This window comes from Pseudomonas sp. GL_093, from assembly GCF_057837605.1.
In genome coordinates this window covers 5809892-5832759 of sequence record NZ_CM174448.1, presented here as the reverse complement: position 1 = coordinate 5832759, position 22868 = coordinate 5809892, and the positions used below count along the sequence as shown (strand labels likewise).

The 22868-nt window shown below is 59.2% G+C and carries 22 protein-coding genes; 13 read left to right on the top strand and 9 right to left on the bottom strand.

Features of this window, described 5'->3' with window-relative positions; translation table 11 throughout:
* The first annotated feature begins 325 nt into the window (after positions 1 to 325).
* The 4 genes from AC3IUE_RS26860 (at position 326) to AC3IUE_RS26845 (ending at position 4484) form a co-directional block, all read left to right on the top strand.
* A complete protein-coding gene (locus tag AC3IUE_RS26860) occupies positions 326 to 1354 on the top strand; it encodes an amino acid ABC transporter substrate-binding protein (protein WP_033056430.1) in 1029 nt (342 codons plus the stop codon).
* A gap of 65 nt (positions 1355 to 1419) precedes the next feature.
* Positions 1420 to 2601, top strand: coding sequence for an amino acid ABC transporter permease (locus AC3IUE_RS26855; protein WP_489264257.1), 1182 nt, complete (start codon positions 1420 to 1422; stop codon positions 2599 to 2601).
* A 10-nt stretch (positions 2602 to 2611) separates the two neighbouring features.
* The gene (locus AC3IUE_RS26850) at positions 2612 to 3709 is read left to right on the top strand and encodes an amino acid ABC transporter permease (RefSeq protein ID WP_046048227.1); all 1098 of its coding nucleotides are present in this window, start codon (positions 2612 to 2614) and stop codon (positions 3707 to 3709) included.
* A gap of 10 nt (positions 3710 to 3719) precedes the next feature.
* A complete protein-coding gene (locus AC3IUE_RS26845; RefSeq protein WP_046048226.1) occupies positions 3720 to 4484 on the top strand; it encodes an amino acid ABC transporter ATP-binding protein in 765 nt (254 codons plus the stop codon).
* Between the two features lie 64 nt (positions 4485 to 4548).
* Here AC3IUE_RS26845 and AC3IUE_RS26840 read toward each other — a convergent pair whose 3' ends face one another.
* Together AC3IUE_RS26840 and AC3IUE_RS26835 are read right to left on the bottom strand one after the other, a co-directional pair.
* Positions 4549 to 5031 (bottom strand): type II toxin-antitoxin system MqsA family antitoxin, encoded by a 483-nt coding sequence (locus tag AC3IUE_RS26840; RefSeq protein ID WP_046048225.1) that lies wholly within the window; start codon positions 5029 to 5031, stop codon positions 4549 to 4551.
* Positions 5028 to 5339, bottom strand: a complete 312-nt coding sequence (locus tag AC3IUE_RS26835) for a type II toxin-antitoxin system MqsR family toxin (RefSeq protein ID WP_046048224.1) — start codon at positions 5337 to 5339, stop codon at positions 5028 to 5030. The genes AC3IUE_RS26840 and AC3IUE_RS26835 overlap by 4 nt, the downstream gene beginning before the upstream one ends.
* A 167-nt stretch (positions 5340 to 5506) precedes the next feature.
* Between AC3IUE_RS26835 and AC3IUE_RS26830 the strand changes: the two genes are divergently transcribed.
* From AC3IUE_RS26830 to AC3IUE_RS26810, 5 genes are all read left to right on the top strand, one after another.
* Positions 5507 to 6166 carry a FadR/GntR family transcriptional regulator gene (locus tag AC3IUE_RS26830; protein ID WP_489264256.1) on the top strand — a complete coding sequence of 220 codons (660 nt, stop codon included), beginning with the start codon at positions 5507 to 5509 and terminating at the stop codon, positions 6164 to 6166.
* Positions 6156 to 7472: a CynX/NimT family MFS transporter gene (locus AC3IUE_RS26825; protein ID WP_489264255.1), complete on the top strand. Its 1317-nt coding sequence runs from the start codon at positions 6156 to 6158 to the stop codon at positions 7470 to 7472. Before AC3IUE_RS26830 ends, AC3IUE_RS26825 begins: the two co-directional genes overlap by 11 nt.
* Positions 7473 to 7584: 112 nt before the next feature.
* On the top strand, positions 7585 to 8055 hold the full coding sequence (locus tag AC3IUE_RS26820) for a nuclear transport factor 2 family protein (protein WP_046048221.1): 471 nt from the start codon (positions 7585 to 7587) through the stop codon (positions 8053 to 8055).
* A gap of 40 nt (positions 8056 to 8095) precedes the next feature.
* Complete coding sequence (locus tag AC3IUE_RS26815; RefSeq protein ID WP_489264254.1) at positions 8096 to 8416, top strand: GIY-YIG nuclease family protein; 321 nt, start codon at positions 8096 to 8098, stop codon at positions 8414 to 8416.
* A gap of 88 nt (positions 8417 to 8504) precedes the next feature.
* Complete coding sequence (locus tag AC3IUE_RS26810) at positions 8505 to 9440, top strand: glutathione S-transferase family protein (protein WP_046048219.1); 936 nt, start codon at positions 8505 to 8507, stop codon at positions 9438 to 9440.
* A gap of 103 nt (positions 9441 to 9543) precedes the next feature.
* Here AC3IUE_RS26810 and AC3IUE_RS26805 read toward each other — a convergent pair whose 3' ends face one another.
* Together AC3IUE_RS26805 and yejK are read right to left on the bottom strand one after the other, a co-directional pair.
* Complete coding sequence (locus AC3IUE_RS26805) at positions 9544 to 9894, bottom strand: glutaredoxin family protein (protein ID WP_056743579.1); 351 nt, start codon at positions 9892 to 9894, stop codon at positions 9544 to 9546.
* Positions 9894 to 10898: a nucleoid-associated protein YejK gene (gene yejK / locus AC3IUE_RS26800; RefSeq protein WP_008147593.1), complete on the bottom strand. Its 1005-nt coding sequence runs from the start codon at positions 10896 to 10898 to the stop codon at positions 9894 to 9896. Before yejK ends, AC3IUE_RS26805 begins: the two co-directional genes overlap by 1 nt.
* 395 nt (positions 10899 to 11293) lie before the next feature.
* Between yejK and AC3IUE_RS26795 the strand changes: the two genes are divergently transcribed.
* On the top strand, positions 11294 to 11575 hold the full coding sequence (locus AC3IUE_RS26795; protein ID WP_007905514.1) for an HU family DNA-binding protein: 282 nt from the start codon (positions 11294 to 11296) through the stop codon (positions 11573 to 11575).
* A 103-nt stretch (positions 11576 to 11678) separates the two neighbouring features.
* Here the strand turns inward: AC3IUE_RS26795 and rlmF are convergent, their stop codons facing one another.
* The 5 genes from rlmF to AC3IUE_RS26770 all read right to left on the bottom strand — a co-directional run bounded on the left by rlmF (position 11679) and on the right by AC3IUE_RS26770 (position 18414).
* A complete protein-coding gene (gene rlmF / locus AC3IUE_RS26790; protein ID WP_489264253.1) occupies positions 11679 to 12701 on the bottom strand; it encodes a 23S rRNA (adenine(1618)-N(6))-methyltransferase RlmF in 1023 nt (340 codons plus the stop codon).
* A gap of 266 nt (positions 12702 to 12967) precedes the next feature.
* Positions 12968 to 15814 carry a valine--tRNA ligase gene (locus AC3IUE_RS26785; protein WP_056743583.1) on the bottom strand — a complete coding sequence of 949 codons (2847 nt, stop codon included), beginning with the start codon at positions 15812 to 15814 and terminating at the stop codon, positions 12968 to 12970.
* A gap of 216 nt (positions 15815 to 16030) precedes the next feature.
* The gene (locus tag AC3IUE_RS26780; RefSeq protein WP_056743585.1) at positions 16031 to 16426 is read right to left on the bottom strand and encodes a hypothetical protein; all 396 of its coding nucleotides are present in this window, start codon (positions 16424 to 16426) and stop codon (positions 16031 to 16033) included.
* Positions 16427 to 16434: 8 nt separating this feature from the next.
* Positions 16435 to 16863, bottom strand: coding sequence for a DNA polymerase III subunit chi (locus AC3IUE_RS26775; protein ID WP_489264252.1), 429 nt, complete (start codon positions 16861 to 16863; stop codon positions 16435 to 16437).
* A 60-nt stretch (positions 16864 to 16923) separates the two neighbouring features.
* Positions 16924 to 18414 carry a leucyl aminopeptidase gene (locus AC3IUE_RS26770; protein ID WP_223429700.1) on the bottom strand — a complete coding sequence of 497 codons (1491 nt, stop codon included), beginning with the start codon at positions 18412 to 18414 and terminating at the stop codon, positions 16924 to 16926.
* A 306-nt stretch (positions 18415 to 18720) separates the two neighbouring features.
* On the opposite strand from AC3IUE_RS26770, the gene lptF reads away from it, so the two are divergent.
* The 3 genes from lptF to lepA all read left to right on the top strand — a co-directional run bounded on the left by lptF (position 18721) and on the right by lepA (position 22864).
* Positions 18721 to 19839, top strand: a complete 1119-nt coding sequence (gene lptF, locus AC3IUE_RS26765) for an LPS export ABC transporter permease LptF (RefSeq protein ID WP_489264251.1) — start codon at positions 18721 to 18723, stop codon at positions 19837 to 19839.
* Complete coding sequence (gene lptG / locus AC3IUE_RS26760) at positions 19832 to 20893, top strand: LPS export ABC transporter permease LptG (RefSeq protein WP_056743593.1); 1062 nt, start codon at positions 19832 to 19834, stop codon at positions 20891 to 20893. Before lptF ends, lptG begins: the two co-directional genes overlap by 8 nt.
* Before the next feature lie 171 nt (positions 20894 to 21064).
* Positions 21065 to 22864, top strand: coding sequence for a translation elongation factor 4 (gene lepA, locus AC3IUE_RS26755; RefSeq protein WP_008151572.1), 1800 nt, complete (start codon positions 21065 to 21067; stop codon positions 22862 to 22864).
* The last annotated feature ends 4 nt before the right edge of the window (positions 22865 to 22868 follow it).

Genomic DNA, 22868 nt, shown 5'->3' with positions numbered 1-22868 from the left:
GGCTTTGCTATGGGGAAACGGTGCAACCCATCTCGCGCCTTGCGGTAACACTATCAGTGTACTGCTGGCGGTGGGATAGCAAAGAATCCGGTGATGGATGTTCGCCAGTGGCCGCTACGGGCTTCGCGAACGTGAAAGGGCTACAGCCCGTTCGGCCGATTGGTGAGAAGTGAGTTGTCCATGATGTGGATTTTCTCCTACTAGACTCATAGCGCAGGTCTTACGTCGGTTGACCCCAAAAAAAGCCAACACGGGTCAACAACGCCTCATAAGGGTGCGACTGGACTCAAGCTCCGACACAACAAGAGCAAAACTGGAGGTTTGAATGAAGATGTTGAAATCCACCCTGGCTATCGTGACTGCAGCCGCAGTACTCGGTGTCAGTGGGTTCGCTCAGGCGGGTGCAACCCTGGATGCAGTGCAGAAGAAAGGTTTCGTACAGTGCGGCGTCAGTGACGGTCTGCCTGGCTTCTCGGTACCGGACTCGACTGGCAAGATCATCGGCATCGATGCTGACGTCTGCCGCGCTGTGGCCGCTGCCGTTTTCGGCGATGCGACCAAGGTCAAATTCAGCCAGTTGAACGCCAAAGAGCGCTTCACCGCGCTGCAGTCCGGCGAAATCGACGTGCTGTCGCGTAACACTACCTGGACCAGTTCCCGCGATTCGGGCATGGGCCTGGTGTTTGCCGGCGTGACGTACTACGACGGCATCGGCTTCCTGGTGAACAACAAGCTGGGCGTGAAGAGCGCTAAAGAGCTCGACGGCGCCACCATCTGCATTCAAGCCGGTACCACCACCGAGCTGAACGTTTCCGACTACTTCCGCGGCAACGGTCTGAAATACACCCCGATCACCTTCGACACCTCCGATGAAAGCGCCAAGTCGCTGGAATCCGGTCGTTGCGACGTGCTGACCTCCGACAAATCCCAGCTTTACGCACAACGCAGCAAGCTGGCGACCCCGACCGACTACGTCGTTCTGCCGGAAACCATCTCCAAGGAGCCTCTGGGCCCGGTCGTGCGTAAAGGCGACGAAGAGTGGTTCAGCATCGTCAAGTGGACCCTGTTCGCCATGCTCAACGCTGAAGAAATGGGTATCACCCAGAAAAACGTTGAAGCTGAAGCCAAAGCCACCAAGAACCCGGACGTCGCTCGTCTGCTGGGCACTGACGGTGAATACGGCAAAGACCTGAAAGTGAAGAAAGACTGGGTCGTGCAGATCGTCAAGCAAGTGGGTAACTACGGTGAAGTGTTCGAGAAAAACCTCGGCAAAGGCACTCCACTGGCCATCGACCGCGGGCTGAACGCTCTGTGGAACAACGGCGGCATTCAATACGCACCACCAGTGCGCTGATGGTTCTATCACCCGGTGGGCCAACCACCGGGTGATGTTCTGTTCCATTATTTGCGGGGCACTTCATGCAAAATTCAATCGGCGCACCAAAGCAGAGGCTCAGCCTCAGCGATCCAAAAGTGCGTGCGTGGCTATTTCAGATCATCACCATTGTGGCGGTGGTCTCGATGGGCTGGTATCTGTTCGACAATACGCAGACCAACCTTCAACACCGGGGCATTACCTCCGGCTTCAGCTTTCTGGAGCGCAGTGCCGGTTTCGGCATCGCTCAACACCTGATCGACTACACCGAATCGGACAGCTATGCCCGGGTGTTTGTCATCGGCTTGCTCAACACGCTGCTGGTGACTTTCATCGGCGTGATCCTGGCGACGATCCTCGGGTTCATCGTTGGTGTGTCACGGCTGTCGAAGAACTGGATCATTGCCAAGCTGGCGACGGTGTATGTAGAGGTTTTCCGTAACATTCCGCCGCTGCTGCAAATCCTGTTCTGGTATTTCGCGGTGTTCCTGACCATGCCGGGGCCACGCAACAGCCATAACTTCGGTGACACCTTCTTTGTCAGCAGCCGTGGCCTGAACATGCCGGCCGCGTTGACGGCGGGCGGTTTCTGGCCGTTTGTGGTGAGCATCGTCGTGGCCATTGTCGCCATCGTGCTGATGAGCCGCTGGGCGACCAAACGCTTCGAAGCGACCGGCGTACCGTTCCACAAATTCTGGGTCGGCCTGGCGCTGTTCCTGGTGATCCCTGCGCTGTGCGCATTGATCTTCGGCGCGCCGCTGCACTGGGAAATGCCGAAGCTACAAGGCTTCAACTTCGTCGGTGGCTGGGTGCTGATCCCGGAACTGTTGGCGCTGACCCTGGCCCTGACCGTATACACCGCGGCGTTTATCGCCGAGATCGTGCGTTCGGGCATCAAGTCGGTCAGCCACGGCCAGACGGAAGCGGCGCACTCGTTGGGGTTGCGCAACGGTCCGACCCTGCGCAAGGTGATCATCCCGCAAGCCCTGCGCGTGATCATTCCACCGCTGACCAGCCAATACCTGAACCTGGCGAAGAACTCCTCGCTGGCGGCCGGTATCGGTTATCCGGAAATGGTCTCGTTGTTTGCCGGTACGGTGCTGAACCAGACCGGGCAGGCGATCGAGGTGATTGCCATCACCATGAGCGTGTACCTGGCGATCAGTATCAGCATTTCCCTGCTGATGAACTGGTACAACAAGCGCATTGCGCTGATCGAGCGGTAAGGAAAAGCGCATGACGACTCATACTTTCAAGCCTGACATGCCACCCCCGAGCCGCAGCATCGGTGTCGTGGCGTGGATGCGCGCGAACATGTTCTCCAGCTGGCTTAACACCCTGCTGACCCTGTTCGCGTTCTACCTCATCTACCTGGTGGTGCCGCCGATCCTGCATTGGGCGATCCTGGACGCCAACTGGGTCGGCACCACGCGCGCCGACTGCACAAAGGAGGGCGCCTGCTGGGTGTTCATCCAACAGCGCTTCGGCCAGTTCATGTACGGCTACTACCCGACAGACCTGCGCTGGCGCGTGGACCTGACCGTGTGGCTGGCGGTCATCGGCGTGGCACCGTTGTTTATCTCGCGCTTTCACCGTAAAGCGGTGTATGGCCTGAGCTTCCTCTTCTTGTACCCGATCATTGCCTACTTCCTGCTGCATGGCGGGCTCTTCGGTCTGAGCACCGTGGCGACCAGCCAGTGGGGCGGGCTGATGCTGACTCTGGTGATCGCCACTGTCGGTATTGCCGGTGCGTTGCCGCTGGGTATTGTCCTGGCGCTGGGCCGTCGTTCGAACATGCCGGCGATTCGGGTGGTCTGCGTGACCTTCATCGAATTCTGGCGCGGCGTGCCGTTGATCACGGTGCTGTTCATGTCCTCGGTGATGCTGCCGTTGTTCCTGCCTGAAGGCATGAACTTCGACAAGCTGCTGCGGGCACTGATCGGCGTGATCCTGTTCCAGTCGGCCTACGTCGCCGAAGTGGTGCGCGGTGGTCTGCAAGCGATTCCCAAAGGTCAGTACGAAGCGGCTGCAGCGATGGGCCTCGGTTACTGGCGCAGCATGGGCCTGGTGATTCTGCCGCAAGCCCTGAAGCTGGTGATCCCTGGCATCGTCAACACCTTCATTGCGCTGTTCAAGGACACCAGCCTGGTGATCATCATCGGCCTGTTCGACTTGCTCAACAGCGTCAAACAAGCCGCCGCCGACCCGAAATGGTTGGGCATGGCCACCGAAGGCTATGTGTTCGCGGCCCTGGTGTTCTGGATTTTCTGTTTTGGTATGTCGCGCTATTCCATGCATCTGGAACGCAAGCTCGACACTGGCCACAAGCGTTAGGAGTTCTCTGATGAGCGAAGCAATCAAAAAGCCTGCAAGCCCTGAAGGCATTATTCAGATGCAGGGCGTGAACAAGTGGTACGGCCAGTTCCACGTGTTGAAAGACATCAACCTGAACGTTAAACAGGGCGAGCGTATTGTCCTGTGCGGCCCGTCGGGTTCCGGCAAATCCACCACCATTCGTTGCCTCAACCGTCTGGAAGAGCACCAGCAGGGTCGCATCGTTGTCGATGGCGTGGAGCTGACCAATGACCTCAAGCAGATCGAATCGGTCCGTCGTGAAGTCGGCATGGTGTTCCAGCACTTCAACCTGTTCCCGCACCTGACCATCCTGCAGAACTGCACCCTGGCGCCGATGTGGGTGCGCAAGATGCCCAAGCGCAAGGCCGAAGAAATCGCCATGCATTACCTGGAACGCGTCCGCATTCCGGAGCAGGCGCATAAATTCCCGGGGCAACTGTCCGGCGGTCAGCAACAGCGTGTGGCGATTGCCCGTGCCCTGTGCATGAAACCGAAAATCATGCTGTTCGACGAACCGACCTCGGCACTCGACCCGGAAATGGTGAAAGAGGTTCTCGACACCATGATCGGCCTGGCCGAAGACGGCATGACCATGCTCTGCGTGACCCACGAAATGGGCTTCGCCCGCACCGTGGCCAACCGCGTGATCTTCATGGACAAGGGCGAAATCGTCGAACAGGCTGCGCCGAACGACTTCTTCGATAACCCGCAGAATGAGCGGACCAAGCTGTTCTTGAGCCAGATTTTGCATTGATGCCTGGCTGACTCGAAACTCAAACCCGGCCTCGCGCCGGGTTTGTTTTTTGTACTTCTGGTGCTCAGGACACGGTGAGCGTTTCATGTTCCTTGTGCACCGTATCCTTGAAACCCCTCAAGTCCGCTCCTTCACCCAGGGTTCTCGCATCCGCGAGCAAGTGCGGATAGCGATCAAGCAAGCGCATCAGCACCATCAGTGCTTTGGGTGGAAGCAGTTCGCCGCGCTCGTAACGAGAAAACGCGTTGTGTCCGCCTCCGGACAACAGCAAAACTGCTTCTTTTTGCGACAGATGCAGTTTGCGGCGGATGCGCTTCATTTCGTTGCCGATCATTTGTCTGCCGGCGAGGACCAGTTCGTCACCTGCGTCTGAGTAACGCTTCGAACAACCGGCGTCGAGTATGACTTCCCCGCAGGCCTGGCACTCCCAACCGGACAACTCATCGACCCGTCGCTCCATTCCCTTGACGCTCAAGGTTTCGCCGCGACCTTCGAAGTGCCGCATTCCCTCGCGCGCGCCGCAACTGAAGCATTGTTTTGTATTCATGGGTTTTTCTCCTTGAAGGAGATCACCGGAGGTTCACTGCCTGAGCAATAAGTGACCTTGATGTAAATCTCCAGATCGTGCGAAGTAACGTGGTAGACGTCTTGCCAGATTCGATGATCCTCATAGGTGGTCATCGATTTGTACAACATGTTGCGTTGAAGTTTGAGAATGATTTCTTGCATCTCTGTGATGTCCAGGCCGAGTGCAAAACCGGTTCTACGGGCAATATGTGTAAACGCCCTGTCTCCAAGCCGCATAACGTCAGCTTTTATCACCGCCAGGTTGTAATGGGGTGTGTTCTTTTCCATAAGAAGCCGCTAACCCTATCCCTAAAATTACCCTTAAAGGGTAATTTTGACTAATCGAAAATCCCGCTCCATTTCCCTCTCCCTGACCGTAGGCGGTTGCCGTCCTACACGTAGCTGACTAACATGTCAGAAAATTCATCCTATGATTGGATGAAAGGGCGAATTCCATGTCAGACATTTCTCCATTAGTTAAACGATCCTTGGTCGATCAGGCGCTGGACCAGCTCCGCCTGCGCATCAATGAAGGCGTTTGGGTCGTCGGCCAACGCCTGCCCACCGAACCTGAGCTGTCCGCCGAGCTGGGCATCAGCCGCAACACCGTGCGTGAAGCCATGCGCGTACTGGCGTTTTCCGGGTTGATCGAAATTCGTCAGGGCGACGGCAGTTACCTGCGGGCGGTGGTCGATCCGCTCGACACCATGAAGGCGTTGTCCCGCTGCTCCCACGAGCAAGCCCGGGAGACTCGGCACATTTTGGAAGTCGAGGCCATCGGCCTCGCTGCGTTGCGTCGTACCGACGAAGACCTGGTGGCATTGCGCGAGGCGTTGGGTGTCAGTGGCAGTCACTACCACGGCGATCTCGACACCTATATCGCCTGCGATCTGGTGTTCCACCGTCGACTGGTGGACGCCGCGCATAACCCGACGCTCAGCGAGCTGTACCGCTATTTCTCCAGCGTCGTCGGTGCGCATTTGCGCGAGACCCTGAACATTTCCCCTCGACGCCAAGAGGTGTTCGACCTTCATATCGCACTGCTTGATGCCGTCGAGCAACGCGACCCGGAACGGGCCAAAGCCCTGTCGAGGCAGTTGATCAATGAACCTTGAAACCGAGAACCCCATGCCCAGCCAGCAGGTCAACAACAGCAGCATTCCCCAGGCCAAGCGCACGGCGGAGCTCGAAGAGCTGCTGATCGACGCCGAGGCGGATGACGAACAGGTCCAGCAAAGTCACCCGATCCTGCGCCGCCCGTGGCTGCTGTTGCTGGGTCTGATTCTGGTGGCGCTGAACCTGCGCCCGGCGCTGTCGAGCATGGCGCCGATGCTCAGTGAGGTTTCGAAAACCCTCGGTTTGTCGGCGGCCCAGGCTGGTTTGTTGACGACGTTGCCGGTGCTGTGCCTCGGCTTGTTTGCACCGCTGGCGCCCGTGCTGGCACGACGTTTCGGCGCCGAGCGAGTGGTGTTGGGCATTCTCTTGATGTTGGCCGGCGGGATCATCCTGCGCAGTTCGTTCGGCGAGATCGGCCTGTTTGCCGGCAGTGTGCTGGCCGGCGCGAGCATCGGCGTAATCGGCGTATTGCTGCCCGGCATCGTTAAGCGCGACTTCGCGAAACACGCGGGCACCATGACCGGCGTCTACACCATGGCCCTCTGCCTTGGGGCGGCGATGGCCGCGGGCGCGACCGTGCCGTTGAGCGAGCATTTCGACAAGAGCTGGGCCTTGGGCCTCGGCTTCTGGGTGGTTCCGGCATTGGTCGCGGCGATTTTCTGGTTGCCACAAGTCGGCCAGAAACACGGCGCGCACAACGTCGCGTATCGGGTTCGCGGTCTGTTGCGTGATCCACTGGCCTGGCAAGTGACGCTGTACATGGGCCTGCAATCTTCTCTGGCCTACATCGTGTTCGGCTGGTTGCCGTCGATCCTGATCGGTCGCGGCCTGACACCGACCCAGGCGGGTCTGGTGCTGTCAGGCTCGGTCATCGTTCAGTTGGCGAGTTCACTGGCGGCGCCATGGCTGGCGACGCGTGGCAAGGATCAGCGTCTGGCGATCGTCATCGTCATGCTGCTGACCCTTGGCGGCCTGTTCGGTTGTCTTTACGCACCGCTCGAAGGCTTGTGGGGCTGGGCGATCCTGCTCGGTCTGGGGCAGGGCGGTACGTTCAGTCTGGCGTTGACCCTGATCGTGCTGCGTTCGCGGGACGCCCATGTCGCGGCGAACCTGTCGAGCATGGCCCAAGGCTTCGGTTACACCCTGGCGTCCATGGGGCCGTTCGCGGTCGGCATCGTGCATGACTGGACCGGCGGCTGGAACGCCTTGGGCTGGATTTTCGGCATCATTGGCCTTGGGGCGATCATCGCTGGTCTCTGCGCCGGACGTTCGCTGTACGTCCAGGTCGAAAGCGAAAGGGTCTGACAGTCGCACACTGTCGGTATTCGGCTCACGAATGCCGATAGTGTTTCGCGACTTTGTTGACTATCGTGCAGGCAATCCTTTGAAACCACTTTGCACATCAGGGAGCCTGTCCATGAGTGATGCCCACAACGCATTGATCACCCAGTTCTACCAAGCCTTCCAGCGCCTGGATGCCGAGGCCATGAGCGCCTGCTATACCGACGATGTGGTGTTCAGTGATCCGGCGTTCGGCGAACTGCGCGGCCAAGAGGCCGGCGACATGTGGCGGATGCTTACCTCCCGAGCCAAGGATTTTTCCCTGACGTTCGATAACGTGCGCAGCGATGAGCGCACGGGCGGCGCCCATTGGGTGGCGACGTACCTGTTCAGCCAGACCGGCAATACCGTGGTCAACGACATTCAGGCGCGTTTTGTTTTTCGCGACGGCAAGATTTGCGAGCATCACGACAGCTTCGATCTGTGGGCCTGGTCCCGACAGGCGCTGGGTTTCAAGGGGCTGTTGTTGGGCTGGACGCCGGCGGTGAGAAACGCCGTGCGCGCGCAAGCCTTGAAGGGGCTGAAGGCATTTCAGGCGAGTCGCTGATAAGATCGCGGCTTGTTTTCTTTCAAGCCTTGATCGTCACGTGAACATCGCCAGCGAATCTTCCGTCATTGCCGCCGAACCGACGCTGCCTGTCAGCAAACCCTGGTTCGTCTACCTTGTTCGCGCGGCCAATGGTTCGCTCTACTGCGGGATCAGCGACGACCCCGTGCGCCGCTTCGCCACCCACCAGAGCGGCAAGGGTGCGCGATTTTTTCTCTCCAGCCCTGCCGTGGCACTGGTCTACACCGAAGCCTGCCGCGATAAAAGCGAAGCGCTGCGTCAGGAACGGCTGATCAAAAAACTCAAGAAAAGCGCCAAGGAATGCTTGGTGGCGACTGCCGCTGCGGGCTTATCAATCTGACTGATAAGCGCCCATCAGGCAGATGGCTGGGCTGCTCAGGGAATGCGCGCTAAGCTGCGGATTCCCAATCCGTGCGGCGGAGCCGAGCATGTCCGAGTTGATTTTGCATCATTACCCGACGTCCCCTTTCGCCGAAAAGGCCCGCTTGCTGCTGGGCTTCAAGGGGCTGTCCTGGCACTCGGTGAAGATCTCGCCGGTGATGCCAAAACCCGATCTGACCGCGCTGACCGGCGGCTACCGCAAGACGCCGGTGTTGCAGATTGGCGCGGATATCTATTGCGATACGTCGCTGATCGCCCGTCGTCTGGAACAGGAAAAAGCCTTGCCGGCGTTCTTCCCGGAAGGTCAGGAAATGACCACCGCCACGTTCGCCGCATGGGCGGATTCGGTGGTGTTCCAGCACGCGGTCAGCCTGGTGTTTCAACCGGAATCGATCGCCGTGCGCTTCGGCAATATGCCGCCGGAAGCGATCAAGGCGTTCATTGCCGATCGCGCGGAGTTGTTCAGCGGTGGCAGCGCCACACGGTTGTCGGCAGAGCAGGCTCGGCATCAATGGCCGACCATCATGACGCGTCTGGAGCAACAGCTTCAGCGTGAACAGGGCGACTTCCTGTTCGGTGAGCCGTCGATTGCCGACTTCGCCCTGGCCCATCCGTTGTGGTTTCTAAAAGCCACGCCCGTTACGTCACCGTTGGTCGATGCTTATCCTGCGGTCACGGCGTGGTTGGGTCGCGTGTTGGGCTTCGGTCATGGCGCGTTCAGCGAAATGACCTCCGAGGAGGCGCTGGAGGTTGCGCGCAATGCCACACCGGCCGCATTGCCGGATGAGCAATTCGACGAGCCGAATGGTTTTGAGGTTGGCCAGCAGGTGGTCATTGCCGCCATCGATTATGGCGTTGACCCGGTGGTGGGTGAGTTGTTGTTTGCGGGCAGTGAAGAATTGATTCTGCGTCGTGAAGACGAGCGTGGCGGCGTGGTGCATGTGCACTTTCCGCGGTTCGGGTTTCGCATCGAAAAACACTGACGTACAAAAATGTGGGAGCGAGCCTGCTCGCGAAAGCGGAGTGTCATTCACATTGATATTGAATGTCCCACCCTATTCGCGAGCAGGCTCGCTCCCACATTGGTTACTTCAGTGCCGCGAGAATCTCATCCGGGTCATACCCGCGAATCAACGTCCCATTCACATCGATCAGCGGTATCCCGCGTCCACCCAGCGCTTCGTAGGCCTTGCGCGCCTCGGCATCCTTCTCGATATCGAACTCCTTGTATGGAATGCCCTTCTGATCGAGAAAGCGTCGGGTCAGTTTGCAGTAGCCACACCATTCAGTGGTGTAGAGCACGACGTTGGCCTTGGCCTGAGTCTGCTCGGACACCACCTGTGCCGGATGGAACACCCGCTCGATCTTGCCCCAGTTCTGGTAGACCACAACCACCAGCAGGATCAGCAGGAACTTCTTCAGTACGCCGCCGAGCATCAGTTACGTCGCTTGAGCTGATCGGTGAGTTGGGTCGGCAGACCTTTGATGATCAGCGTGCCGGCTTCTTCGTCGTATTCGATCTTCGAGCCCAGCAGGTGCGCTTCGAAGCTGATGGACAGGCCTTCGGCGCGACCGGTGAAGCGGCGGAACTGGTTGAGGGTACGTTTATCTGCCGGAATCTCCGGCGACAGGCCGTAGTCCTTGTTGCGGATGTGATCGTAGAAAGCTTTCGGGCGCTCTTCGTCGATCAGCTCCGAGAGTTCTTCCAGGCCCATGGGTTCGCCCAGTTTTGCCTGGCTGCTGGCGTAATCCACCAGGGTCTTGGTCTTCTCGCGGGCGGATTCTTCCGGCAGGTCTTCGCTTTCGACGAAGTCGCTGAAGGCCTTGAGCAGGGTGCGGGTCTCGCCGGGGCCGTCGACGCCTTCCTGGCAGCCGATGAAGTCGCGGAAATACTCCGAAACCTTTTTGCCGTTCTTGCCTTTGATGAACGAAATGTACTGCTTGGACTGCTTGTTGTTCTGCCACTCGGACACGTTGATCCGTGCTGCCAGGTGCAGTTGGCCCAGGTCCAGGTGCCGGGACGGGGTCACGTCCAGCTGATCGGTCACTGCAACGCCTTCACTGTGGTGTAGCAGGGCGATCGCCAGGTAGTCGGTCATGCCTTGCTGATAATGCGCAAACAGCACGTGGCCGCCCACAGAGAGGTTCGACTCTTCCATCAGCTTTTGCAGATGTTCCACCGCCACCCGGCTGAACGCTGTGAAATCCTTGCCGCCATCGAGGTATTCCTTCAGCCAGCCGCTGAACGGATGCGCCCCGGACTCGGCATGGAAGAAACCCCAGGCCTTGCCTTGTTTGGCGTTGTAGCTCTCATTGAGGTCGGCAAGCATGTACTCGATGGCGCTCGACTCGGCCAGTTCAGAATCGCGAGCGTGGAGAACTGCAGGTGTGCCGTCGGGTTTTTTGTCGATCAGGTGGACGATGCAATGACGGATCGGCATGGGCTTCTCGGCTGATTGAAGAGAGGAGGGCGTGCTCCCCCAAAAAGTGCCAAGTGTACCGCAACCACTGGTTTTGGCGCGGCACGAAGGGCAATTCGCAGGTGTCCGATGGCGCTTATGCTGTTTTTTACAGTTTTAGAGCAATAAAGCTGACCAAATGGGTAGCTAGAGGCGGATATTTCCCCGTCTCTGTGCTAGTTTTGCCCGGTCTTACGCGAAGTCACTGCGTTAAGCGTGCATTCAGCATTTGTCAGGTCGAACCAAACCCTGATTTCGGTATCTATAACCCCGACTCGTCGTGGTTATGGCCGAGGGTGCCAGATCCAGAAGATCGGGCTCGATGGCTGACACTGCACTCTGCAATCCATATGAATTTGATAGGGAAGGAACATTACATGGCTCTTACTAAAGACCAACTGATCGCCGACATCGCTGAAGCTATCGACGCGCCAAAAACCACCGCGCGTAACGCTCTGGACCAACTGGGCCAAATCGTTGCCGATCAGCTGGAAAACGGCGGCGAAATCACCCTGCCAGGTATCGGCAAGCTGAAAGTGACTGAGCGTCCTGCCCGTACCGGCCGCAACCCTTCGACTGGCGCTGCCATCGAAATCGCTGCCAAGAAAGTTATCAAGCTGGTTGTGGCCAAAGGCCTGACCGACGCTGTTAACAAGTAAGACGCAGTAAAAAAAAGCCGTGCTCCGGAGTGATCCGGGCACGGCTTTTTTGTGCCTGCGATTCAGCGACTGACCGAGGGCCAGTCGCTGTTTCAGTGACTAATCAGCTTTTGCGAGCCCAACGTTCGCGCCAGACCTGCTGCTCGGATTTGGTCTGGAAGGTCCAGGCGACGAAGCGGCTTTGCTTCTGGCCCTGAGACATTTCCACAACCTGGCTTTCCAGTACGCCGGCCTTTTTCAGCGCCGTCTGAATCGCCGGCAGGTTGGAGGCTTTCGAGACCAGGGTGCTGAACCAAAGCACTTTGTGTTGGAAATGCGCGCTCTCGGCGATCAGTTGCGTCACAAATCGTGCTTCGCCACCTTCACACCACAATTCTGCCGATTGACCGCCAAAGTTCAGCACTGGCAGTTTGCGTTTTGGATCGGCACGGCCCAGGGCGCGCCATTTACGCTCGCTGCCCTTGGTCGCTTCGTCCATCGAGGCGTGAAACGGCGGGTTGCACATGGTCAGGTCAAAGAGTTCGCCGGGTTCGAGCAGGCCCAGCAGAATGTGCTTGGGATTGCTTTGTTGGCGCAACTGGATGGCTTTGTTCAGTCCGTTGGACTGCACGATGGCTTTGGCAGCGGCCACGGCCGTCGGGTCGATTTCCGAGCCGAGGAAGTGCCAGCGGTAGTCGCTGTAGCCGATCAACGGATAGACGCAGTTGGCGCCCATGCCGATATCCAGCACCTTGACCGGTGCGCCGCGCGGGATCTCGCCGTCGTTGACGCTGGCCAGCAGGTCGGCCAGGAAGTGCACGTAATCGGCACGGCCCGGAACCGGAGGGCAGAGGTAATCGGCCGGGATGTCCCAATGGGCGACGCCGTAGAACGACTTGAGCAACGCCCGGTTGAACACCCGCACAGCGTCCGGGCTGGCGAAGTCGATGCTTTCCTTGCCGTACGGATTGATGATCACGAACTTCGCCAGTTCCGGCGTGGTTTTGATCAGCGCCGGGAAGTCGTAACGACCCTGATGGCGGTTGCGCGGATGCAGGCTGGCCTTTTCACGCGGTTCCACGGCTTTGGCCGGGGTGGCGGAATCAGGCTTTTTGCGCGCAGGTCTTGGTGTGCGGGGGGCGTTCATGGGCGTTGTCGATTCGGGTATGGCTAAAAGTGGCGGGTATTGTCCCACATCCAGCCGCTGCGAACCCAATTGTGACAAACAGCACAATCCCCCTGTGGGAGCGAGCCTGCTCGCGATGGCGGCGAAACAGGCGACATCAATGTTGAATGTAATGGCCTCATCGCGAGCAGGCTCGCTCCCACAAGGGATTTGTGGTGTAGGGGGAAAGTGATGGGCACAAAAAAGGGAGGCCGTTTCGGGCCTCCCTTTTTCATTGCGATTTGCCGTTACAGGCTGGCAATCCGCGCATGCTGCTCGGCCAACTTGCCCAAAGCCTGTTCAGCTTCAGCCAGTTTGGCGCGTTCCTTCTCGATGACTTCGGCCGGAGCCTTGTCGACGAAACCGGCGTTAGACAGCTTGCCGCCCACGCGCTGAACTTCGCCTTGCAGACGCAGGATTTCCTTGTCCAGACGCGCCAGTTCGGCGTCTTTGTCGATCAGCCCGGCCATCGGCACCAGCACTTCCATCTCGCCCACCAGTGCAGTGGCGGACAGCGGTGCTTCTTCGCCGGCAGCCAACACAGTGATCGATTCGAGGCGAGCCAGCTTCTTCAGCAGGGCTTCGTTCTCGGTGAGACGACGCTGATCTTCAGCGCTGACGTTTTTCAGGAACAGGTTCAGCGGCTTGCCTGGACCGATGTTCATCTCGGCGCGGATGTTGCGCGTGCCGAGCATCAGTGTCTTCAGCCACTCGATGTCATCTTCGGCAGCCTGGTCGATGCGTGCTTCAACGGCCACTGGCCACGGTTGCAGCATGATCGTCTTGCCTTCGATACCGGCCAGCGGCGCGATGCGCTGCCAGATTTCTTCGGTGATGAACGGCATGAACGGATGCGCCAGACGCAACGCGACTTCCAATACCCGAACCAGCGTGCGGCGGGTGCCACGCTGACGTTCGACCGGCGCGTTTTCGTCCCACAGCACAGGCTTGGAGAGTTCGAGGTACCAGTCGCAATACTGGTTCCAGATGAACTCGTACAAGGCTTGTGCGGCCAGGTCGAAACGGAACTGGTCGAGCTGACGGGTCACTTCAGCTTCGGTGCGTTGCAGCTGCGAAATGATCCAGCGGTCCGCCAGCGACAGCTCGTAAGCCTCGCCGTTCTGACCGCAATCTTCGCCCTTGTCCAGCACGTAGCGCGCGGCGTTCCAGATCTTGTTGCAGAAGTTGCGGTAGCCCTCGACGCGGCCCATGTCGAACTTGATGTCGCGACCGGTGGACGCCAGCGAGCAGAAGGTGAAACGCAGGGCGTCGGTGCCGTAGCTGGCGATGCCGTCGGCGAACTCGTCGCGGGTCTGCTTCTCGATCTTCTTCGCCAGTTTCGGCTGCATCATGCCCGAGGTGCGTTTCTGCACCAGGTCTTCGAGCTCGATGCCGTCGATGATGTCCAGCGGGTCCAGGACGTTGCCCTTGGACTTGGACATCTTCTGGCCCTGGCCATCACGCACCAGACCGTGAACGTAAACGGTCTTGAACGGAACCTGCGGCGTGCCGTCTTCGTTCTTCACCAAGTGCATGGTGAGCATGATCATCCGGGCAACCCAGAAGAAAATGATGTCGAAACCGGTCACCAGCACGTCGGTGGAATGGAATTTCTTCAGGAATTCGGTCTGCTCAGGCCAGCCGAGCGTCGAGAACGTCCACAGACCCGAGCTGAACCAGGTGTCGAGAACGTCGTTGTCCTGTTGCAGCGCCACGTCCGGGCCGAGGTTGTGCTTGGCACGTACTTCGGCTTCGTCGCGACCGACATAGACTTTGCCCGACTCGTCGTACCAGGCCGGAATCCGGTGGCCCCACCACAGCTGACGGCTGATGCACCAGTCCTGGATGTCGCGCATCCACGAGAAGTACATGTTTTCGTACTGTTTCGGCACGAACGCGATGCGGCCGTCTTCAACAGCAGCGATAGCTGGCTCGGCCAATGGCTTGGTCGACACGTACCACTGGTCGGTCAGCCACGGCTCGATGATGGTGCCGGAGCGGTCGCCTTTCGGCACTTTCAGCGCGTGGTCGTTGACGCTGACCAACAGGCCGGCAGTATCGAATGCAGCAACGATCTGCTTGCGCGCTTCGAAGCGGTCGAGGCCGGCGTATTCGCCCGGGATCTTGCCGTCGATGCTTTCGTTCAGCGTGCCGTCGAGGTTGAACACCTGGCAGGCCGGCAATACAGCAGCGTTCTTGTCGAAGATGTTCAGCAGCGGCAGGTTGTGGCGCTTGCCGACTTCGTAGTCGTTGAAATCGTGGGCCGGGGTGATTTTCACGCAGCCGGTACCGAATTCAGGATCGCAATAATCGTCGGCGATGATCGGAATGCGGCGGCCGACCAGCGGCAGCTCGACGAATTTGCCGATCAGGGCTTGGTAGCGTTCATCGTTCGGGTTAACCGCTACGGCGGCGTCGCCAAGCATGGTTTCCGGGCGAGTGGTCGCGACGATCAGGTAATCGTTGCCTTCAGCGGTCTTGGCGCCGTCGGCCAGCGGGTATTTCAGGTTCCACAGGAAACCTTTCTCGTCGTGGTTTTCCACTTCGAGGTCGGAAATCGCCGTGTGCAACTTGGTGTCCCAGTTGACCAGGCGCTTGCCGCGGTAGATCAGGCCGTCTTCGTGCAGGCGCACAAAGGCTTCTTTAACGGCTTCCGAGAGGCCGTCGTCCATGGTGAAGCGCTCGCGGCCCCAGTCCACGGAAGAGCCGAGACGGCGGATTTGACGGCTGATGTTGCCGCCGGACTGATCCTTCCATTCCCAGACTTTCTCGAGGAATTTCTCACGGCCCAGGTCGTGACGACTCTGGCCCTGAGCTTCGAGTTGACGCTCCACCAGCATTTGCGTGGCGATACCGGCGTGGTCGGTACCCGGCTGCCACAGGGTGTTACGACCCTGCATGCGGCGGAAACGGATCAGGGCGTCCATGATCGCGTTGTTGAAGCCGTGACCCATGTGCAGGCTGCCGGTGACGTTCGGCGGCGGGATCATGATGGTGTAGGACTCGCCCGCGCCTTGCGGGGCGAAGTAATTCTCTGACTCCCAGGTGTTGTACCAGGAAGTTTCAATGGCGTGCGGCTGGTAGGTCTTATCCATGCGCGGCGGGACCCTATTGGCATTTATTCAGGAAAAGCCGGCAAGTATAGCGGGGCATGGGGCGTAGGGCGAGTTGAACGCGGGAGGAACCTGACCATCAGCAACAGCAGAGAACCAATGTGGGAGCGAGCCTGCTCGCGATGCAGGCACCGCGGTCTATCAGGAAACCGAGTTGATGCTAGCGCGAGCAGGCTCGCTCCCACAGGGGGGTGGTGTTTATTCGTACTGGCTCAACAACCGTTCCATCCGCGCGCTGAGGCGGCGTTTGATTTCGGTTTCGATGTGCGGGGCGAAGTCGTCGATCACGTCTTGCATGATCAATTGCGCGGCGGCGCGCAGTTCGCCATCCAGGTGCAGCAGGTCGTCGGGGCCTTTGCTGGCGGCGGGTGCCGGTTGGGCGGCTGGGGCAGCAGGAGCGGGTGGCGCCGGTTCGAGAATTGGTGGGCTGGCGCCGACTGTATCGAACAGCATCGGAATCTGTTCCTGATCACCTTCCTCGACCGTGTCGGTGAGCAAGGGCGGTTGCAGGTTGTCATCGCCGAGCAGTTGGCGGATCGACTCAAGGTCATCCAGCAGATGCGCGGACTTTTGCTGCGGTTTTGGAGTGTCCATCGGAATGCTCAGAGTCGCTGTAAACGGTGATCTTGCAGAGGATAGCCCTGTTCGCGGTAGAAACGGAAACTCTCCCGCGCAGCCGTACGAATCGTCGGATCTTCCACCACCACTTCCGCCACGCGGGCGAACTTGTTGGCGAATGCCGGGACTTTCAAGGCGAGATTGACCAACAGGTCCTGATGCGGGCCGCAGTCATCGCCAAAGCCCAACACAATCAAACCGTCCGGCTCATTTTCAGCGGGGTCGTGAGGCACAAAGCTTTCGCCCTTGAAGGCCCACAGGCGCGCATCGAGATCGTCGCGTTGGGCGGCATCGCTGCAATGCAGATAGATGCGGTGGCCCATGCGCCAGGCTTTTTCGGTGAGCTTGCAGGCAAAGTCCAGCCGCGCTGAAGGATCGGCGCTGGGCAGGATATAGAAGTCGACTTTGGTCATTGCGGTTCCTGAGCCAAGGGCGGCGTCACCCGCAGGTAACGCCGCCCAGGGTCATCGGTTTCAGGCTTTGGCGCGGTCCAGCAGGTATTGGGTCAGCAATGGAACCGGACGGCCAGTGGCGCCCTTGTCCTTGCCGCCACTGGTCCAGGCCGTGCCGGCGATGTCCAGGTGCGCCCAGTTGAGGTTCTTGGTGAAGCGCGACAGGAAGCAGGCAGCGGTGATGGTGCCGGCTTTCGGGCCGCCAATGTTGGCGATGTCGGCGAACGGGCTGTCCAGCTGTTCCTGGTACTCATCGAACAGCGGCAGTTGCCAGGCGCGATCGTCAGCCGATTGGCCGGCGCTCAGCAGTTGGCCGATCAGCTCGTCGTTGTTGCCCAGCAGGCCCGACGTGTGGGAACCCAGTGCAACGACGCAAGCACCGGTCAGGGTGGCGATGTCGATCACCGCTTGCGGCTTGAAGCGCTCGGAGTAGGTCAGGGCGTCGCACAGCACCAGGCGGCCTTCGGCGTCGGTGTTGAGGATTTCCACGGTCTGGCCGCTCATGGTGGTGACGATGTCGCCGGGACGCGAAGCGTTGCCGCTCGGCATGTTCTCGGCGCAGGCCAGGATGCACACCAGGTTGATCGGCAGTTTCAGTTCGAGCACGGCACGCAGGGTGCCGAATACGCTGGCAGCGCCGCCCATGTCGTACTTCATTTCATCCATGCCGGCGCCCGGTTTCAGGCTGATGCCACCCGTGTCAAAGGTGATGCCTTTGCCGACCAGTGCATACGGCTTCTCGGATTTCTTGCCGCCGTTGTATTGCATGACGATCAGGCGCGGTGGCTGGGCGCTGCCCTGGCCGACGGCGTAGAACGAGCCCATGCCCAGGTCCTTGATCTTCTTCTCATCAAGGACTTCGACTTTCAGGCTCTTGAATTCTTTGCCCAGGTTCTTCGCTTGCTCACCGAGGAACGTCGGGTGGCAGATGTTCGGCGGCAGGTTGCCCAGGTCTCGGGTGAACGCCATGCCGTTGGCGATGGCGGTGGCGTGGGCCACGGCGCGCTCGACTTCAGCCTGGGCAGCCTTGATGGTCACCAAAGTGACTTTCTTCAGGGCGCGAGGTTCGGCTTTCTGGCTTTTGAACTGGTCGAACGTGTATTCGCCGTCCACCAGGGTTTCGGCCAGCAGGCGGGTTTTGCCGTAGCTGTCACGGCCTTTGACCACGACTTCGTCCAGGGCCAGTACCGCGTCGCTGCCGCCCAGGCCTTTAAGGGTATTGAGGATGCCGGCGATGATTTTGCGGAACGGGCGGTCGCCCAGCTCTTCGTCCTTGCCTACGCCGACCAGCAGCACGCGTTCGGCCTTGAGGTTCGGCAGGCTGTGCAGCAACAGGCTCTGACCGACTTTGCCAGCCAGGTCGCCGCGCTTGAGCACAGCGCTGATGGCGCCACCGCTCAGTTCGTCGAGTTGTTTGGCAACGGCGCCGAGCTTGCGGCCTTCGCCGACGGCGACCACCAGAGTGGCGGTTTTCAACGTTTCTGGGCTAACGCTTTTTACAACCAGTTCCATGTCCGGGTCCCTGAATTAATGGTCAACACGCAAGTGTTCGACGGCATGCGTTCGAACTTGCTTATAAATAGAAAGACGCAGGTCACGGCCCGCGACAAAGGCCGCAGTTTGAACCTCGTGCCCCGAGCCTGACAACCCTCGGTTGTACGATCTTCAGCGCATTACCCGCCTGCTTGAGCATGCGCAGTGACAGGCGCACCCAATCACAGGATAATGCGCCATCTTTTTCGGCGGCTCTGCCCTGCGGGCTGTCTGATACGTTTGCTTGTTTGGCCGCCTTAGCCTGACAACCCTGGAGTGTCTGGTTTGATCGTCTTCCGTTATCTATCCCGCGAAGTCCTGTTGACCTTGAGCGCCGTCAGCGCCGTGCTGTTGGTCATCATCATGAGCGGTCGCTTCATCAAATACCTCGCCCAGGCGGCCTCTGGTCTCCTGGATCCGGGCTCGCTATTCCTGATCATGGGTTTCCGTCTGCCGGGCTTCCTGCAACTGATTCTGCCGTTGGGCCTGTTTCTCGGGATCCTGCTGGCCTACGGTCGCCTGTACCTCGAAAGCGAAATGACCGTGCTGTCGGCCACCGGCATGAGCCAGCAGCGCCTGTTTGTCATGACCCTTTTTCCAGCCACCCTGGTTGCACTGGTGGTGGCATGGCTGAGCCTGAGCCTGGCGCCACAAGGCGCCAATCAATTCCAGTTGCTGCTGAACAAGCAGGATGCCCTGACCGAGTTCGACACCCTCGAGCCGGGTCGTTTCCAGGCGCTGCGCGACGGGACACGGGTGACCTACACCGAAACGCTGTCGGACGACCGCATCAACCTTGGCGGCGTGTTCATTTCGCAGAAGAACGTCAATTCCGATAACAAGGATCGCGGGATTTCCGTGCTGGTGGCCGAGAAGGGCCGTCAGGAAATTCGCCCCGACGGTAACCGTTACCTGATTCTCGACAACGGCTATCGCTATGACGGCAATCCGGGACAGGCTGATTACCGGGCGATCAAGTACGACGAGTACGGCGTATTGCTGCCCAAGCCGGACGTCAGCGATGAAGTGACCGACCGTGACGCGATGGCCACCAGTACCCTGATCGCCAGCGATGACATTCGCTCCCGCACCGAGCTGCAATGGCGTCTATCCCTGCCATTGCTGGTCTTCATCGTGACCCTGATGGCGGTGCCGCTGTCGCGGGTCAATCCGCGTCAGGGCCGTTTCCTCAAGCTGCTGCCGGCGATTCTTCTTTATATGGCTTACCTGAGTATTCTGATTGCCGCTCGTGGCGCCCTTGAAAAAGGCAAGATACCGGCTGTTCTGGGGTTGTGGTGGGTTCACGCGATCTTCCTGGCGATTGGCCTGGGCTTGCTCTATTGGGAGGCAATGCAATTGAAATTGGCGAGTCGCCGCAGCGCGCTGGAGATGGCTCGTGGATAAGCTCGATCGCTACATTGGTAGCAGCGTGTTCGTGGCAATTCTGGCGGTACTGGGGATCATTCTCGGTCTGGCGACGCTGTTCGCGTTCATCGATGAAATGAGTGAGGTCAGCGATACCTACACCCTGCTCGACGTGTTGAGTTATGTCCTGCTGACCGCGCCGCGTCGTCTTTACGACATGTTGCCGATGGCGGCGTTGATCGGCTGCCTGATCGGCCTCGGCAGTCTGGCCAGTCACAGCGAGCTGACCATCATGCGCGCTGCGGGTGTGTCGATCGGGCGCATCGTCTGGGCGGTCATGAAACCGATGCTGGTTCTTATGGTGGTAGGTGTGCTGATCGGCGAATACGTTGCGCCGGCCACCGAAGTCACCGCTCAGGCCAATCGCTCCCTGGCCCAGGGCAGCGGCGACGCGCAAAGCGCCAAGCATGGCCTGTGGCACCGTCAGGGGGATGAGTTCATTCACGTCAACTCCGTGCAGCCAAACGGTTTGCTGTATGGCGTGACCCGTTATCGCTTCGACGATCAGCGCCACATGCTGTCCTCGAGCTTCGCCAAGCGCGCCGAATTCGACAAGGATCACTGGCAGCTCAGCGATGTCACGACCACGTTATTCCATGACAAGAGCACCGAAGTGGTGACCGCTCCGGTCGAGCGCTGGAACGTGGCGCTGAGCCCGCAACTGCTGGATACCGTGGTGATGTCGCCCGATTCGCTGTCGATCAGCGGTCTGTGGGGCTACATCCACTACCTGGCCGACCAGGGCTTGAGCAATGGTCGTTACTGGTTGGCATTTTGGGTCAAGGTGTTGCAACCGCTGGTCACCGCCGCGCTGGTGCTGATGGCGATTTCCTTCATCTTCGGTCCGTTGCGCTCGGTGACCCTCGGTCAGCGGGTGTTCACTGGCGTGTTGGTGGGCTTCACCTTCCGTATCGTTCAGGATTTGCTCGGCCCTTCGAGCCTTGTCTTCGGTTTCTCGCCGCTGTTTGCGGTGCTTGTGCCGGCGGGTGTTTGTGCCTTGGCCGGGGTCTGGTTGTTGCGCCGGGCCGGTTGATCAAGGGTTTCTCCTGACCTTGCAGGTCACTCAAAACGCCCCTGTCGCAAGACTGGGGCGTTTTTGTAGGCGCCGTCTGACCTGCGAACGTGACGCTTGCGCCGTGGATCAGGTACAATTCCCGGCTATTTTTCGGCGGGCTATGCCTGCAGCCTTTTTGAGTGTTGATCCGTGAGTGATTTGAGTCATATCCGCAATTTCTCCATCATCGCCCACATTGACCATGGCAAGTCGACGCTGGCCGATCGCTTCATCCAGATGTGTGGCGGCCTTGCCGAGCGCGAAATGGAAGCCCAGGTTCTGGACTCCATGGACCTGGAACGTGAACGCGGGATCACCATCAAGGCCCACAGCGTCACCCTGTATTACACCGCTCGCGATGGCATCAAGTACCAGCTGAACTTCATTGACACCCCGGGCCACGTTGACTTCACCTACGAAGTCAGCCGGTCGCTGGCGGCCTGTGAAGGTGCCTTGCTGGTGGTCGATGCCGGTCAGGGCGTTGAAGCGCAGTCGGTAGCCAACTGCTACACCGCGATTGAGCAGGGCCTGGAAGTGATGCCGGTCCTGAACAAGATCGACCTGCCTCAGGCCGATCCGGACCGCGTGAAAGAAGAAATCGAAAAAATCATCGGCATCGATGCCACCGACGCGGTCGAGTGCAGTGCCAAGACCGGTCTGGGCGTCGACGAAGTGCTGGAGCGTCTGGTCAAGACCATTCCTGCGCCGACCGGCAACTATGAAGATCCGCTGCAAGCGTTGATCATCGACTCCTGGTTCGACAACTACCTGGGCGTTGTTTCCCTGGTTCGCGTGCGTCACGGTCGTGTGAAGAAGGGCGACAAGATCCTGGTCAAGTCCACCGGCAAGATCCACCTCGTGGACAGCGTCGGTGTCTTCAACCCGAAACACACCGCCACCGTTGACCTGAAGGCCGGCGAAGTGGGCTTCATCATCGCCGGTATCAAGGACATTCACGGTGCACCGGTCGGTGACACCCTGACCTTGAGCTCCACGCCGGACGTCGACGTGCTGCCAGGCTTCAAACGCATTCAGCCGCAGGTGTACGCCGGCCTGTTCCCGGTCAGCTCCGACGACTTCGAAGACTTCCGTGAGGCCCTGCAAAAGCTCACGCTCAACGACTCGTCCCTGCAATACACCCCGGAAAGCTCCGACGCACTGGGCTTCGGCTTCCGCTGCGGGTTCCTCGGCATGCTGCACATGGAAATCATCCAGGAGCGCCTGGAGCGCGAGTACGACCTGGACCTGATCACCACGGCGCCGACGGTAATTTTCGAGCTGCTGCTGAAAACCGGTGAAACGATCTACGTCGACAACCCGTCGAAGCTGCCAGACCTGTCCTCGATCGAAGACATGCGCGAGCCGATCGTGCGGGCCAATATTCTTGTGCCGCAAGAGCACCTGGGCAACGTCATTACCCTGTGCATCGAGAAGCGTGGCGTACAGCACGACATGCTGTTCCTCGGTACCCAGGTTCAAGTGACCTACGATTTGCCGATGAACGAAGTGGTCCTGGACTTCTTTGACCGTCTGAAATCCACCAGCCGTGGCTATGCTTCGCTGGATTACCATTTCGATCGTTATCAATCGGCTAATCTGGTGAAACTGGATGTGCTGATCAATGGTGACAAGGTCGACGCCCTGGCGTTGATCGTGCACAAGGATAACGCGCATTACAAAGGTCGCCAGTTGACCGAGAAGATGAAAGAACTGATTCCACGTCAGATGTTCGACGTCGCGATCCAGGCCGCCATTGGCGGGCAGATTATTGCGCGGACCTCTGTCAAGGCGCTCAGAAAGAACGTATTGGCCAAATGCTACGGCGGTGACGTTAGCCGTAAGAAGAAACTGCTTGAAAAGCAAAAGGCCGGTAAGAAACGCATGAAGCAAGTCGGTAACGTGGAAATTCCACAAGAAGCCTTCCTTGCAGTGCTCAGGTTGGATAGTTAGGTCC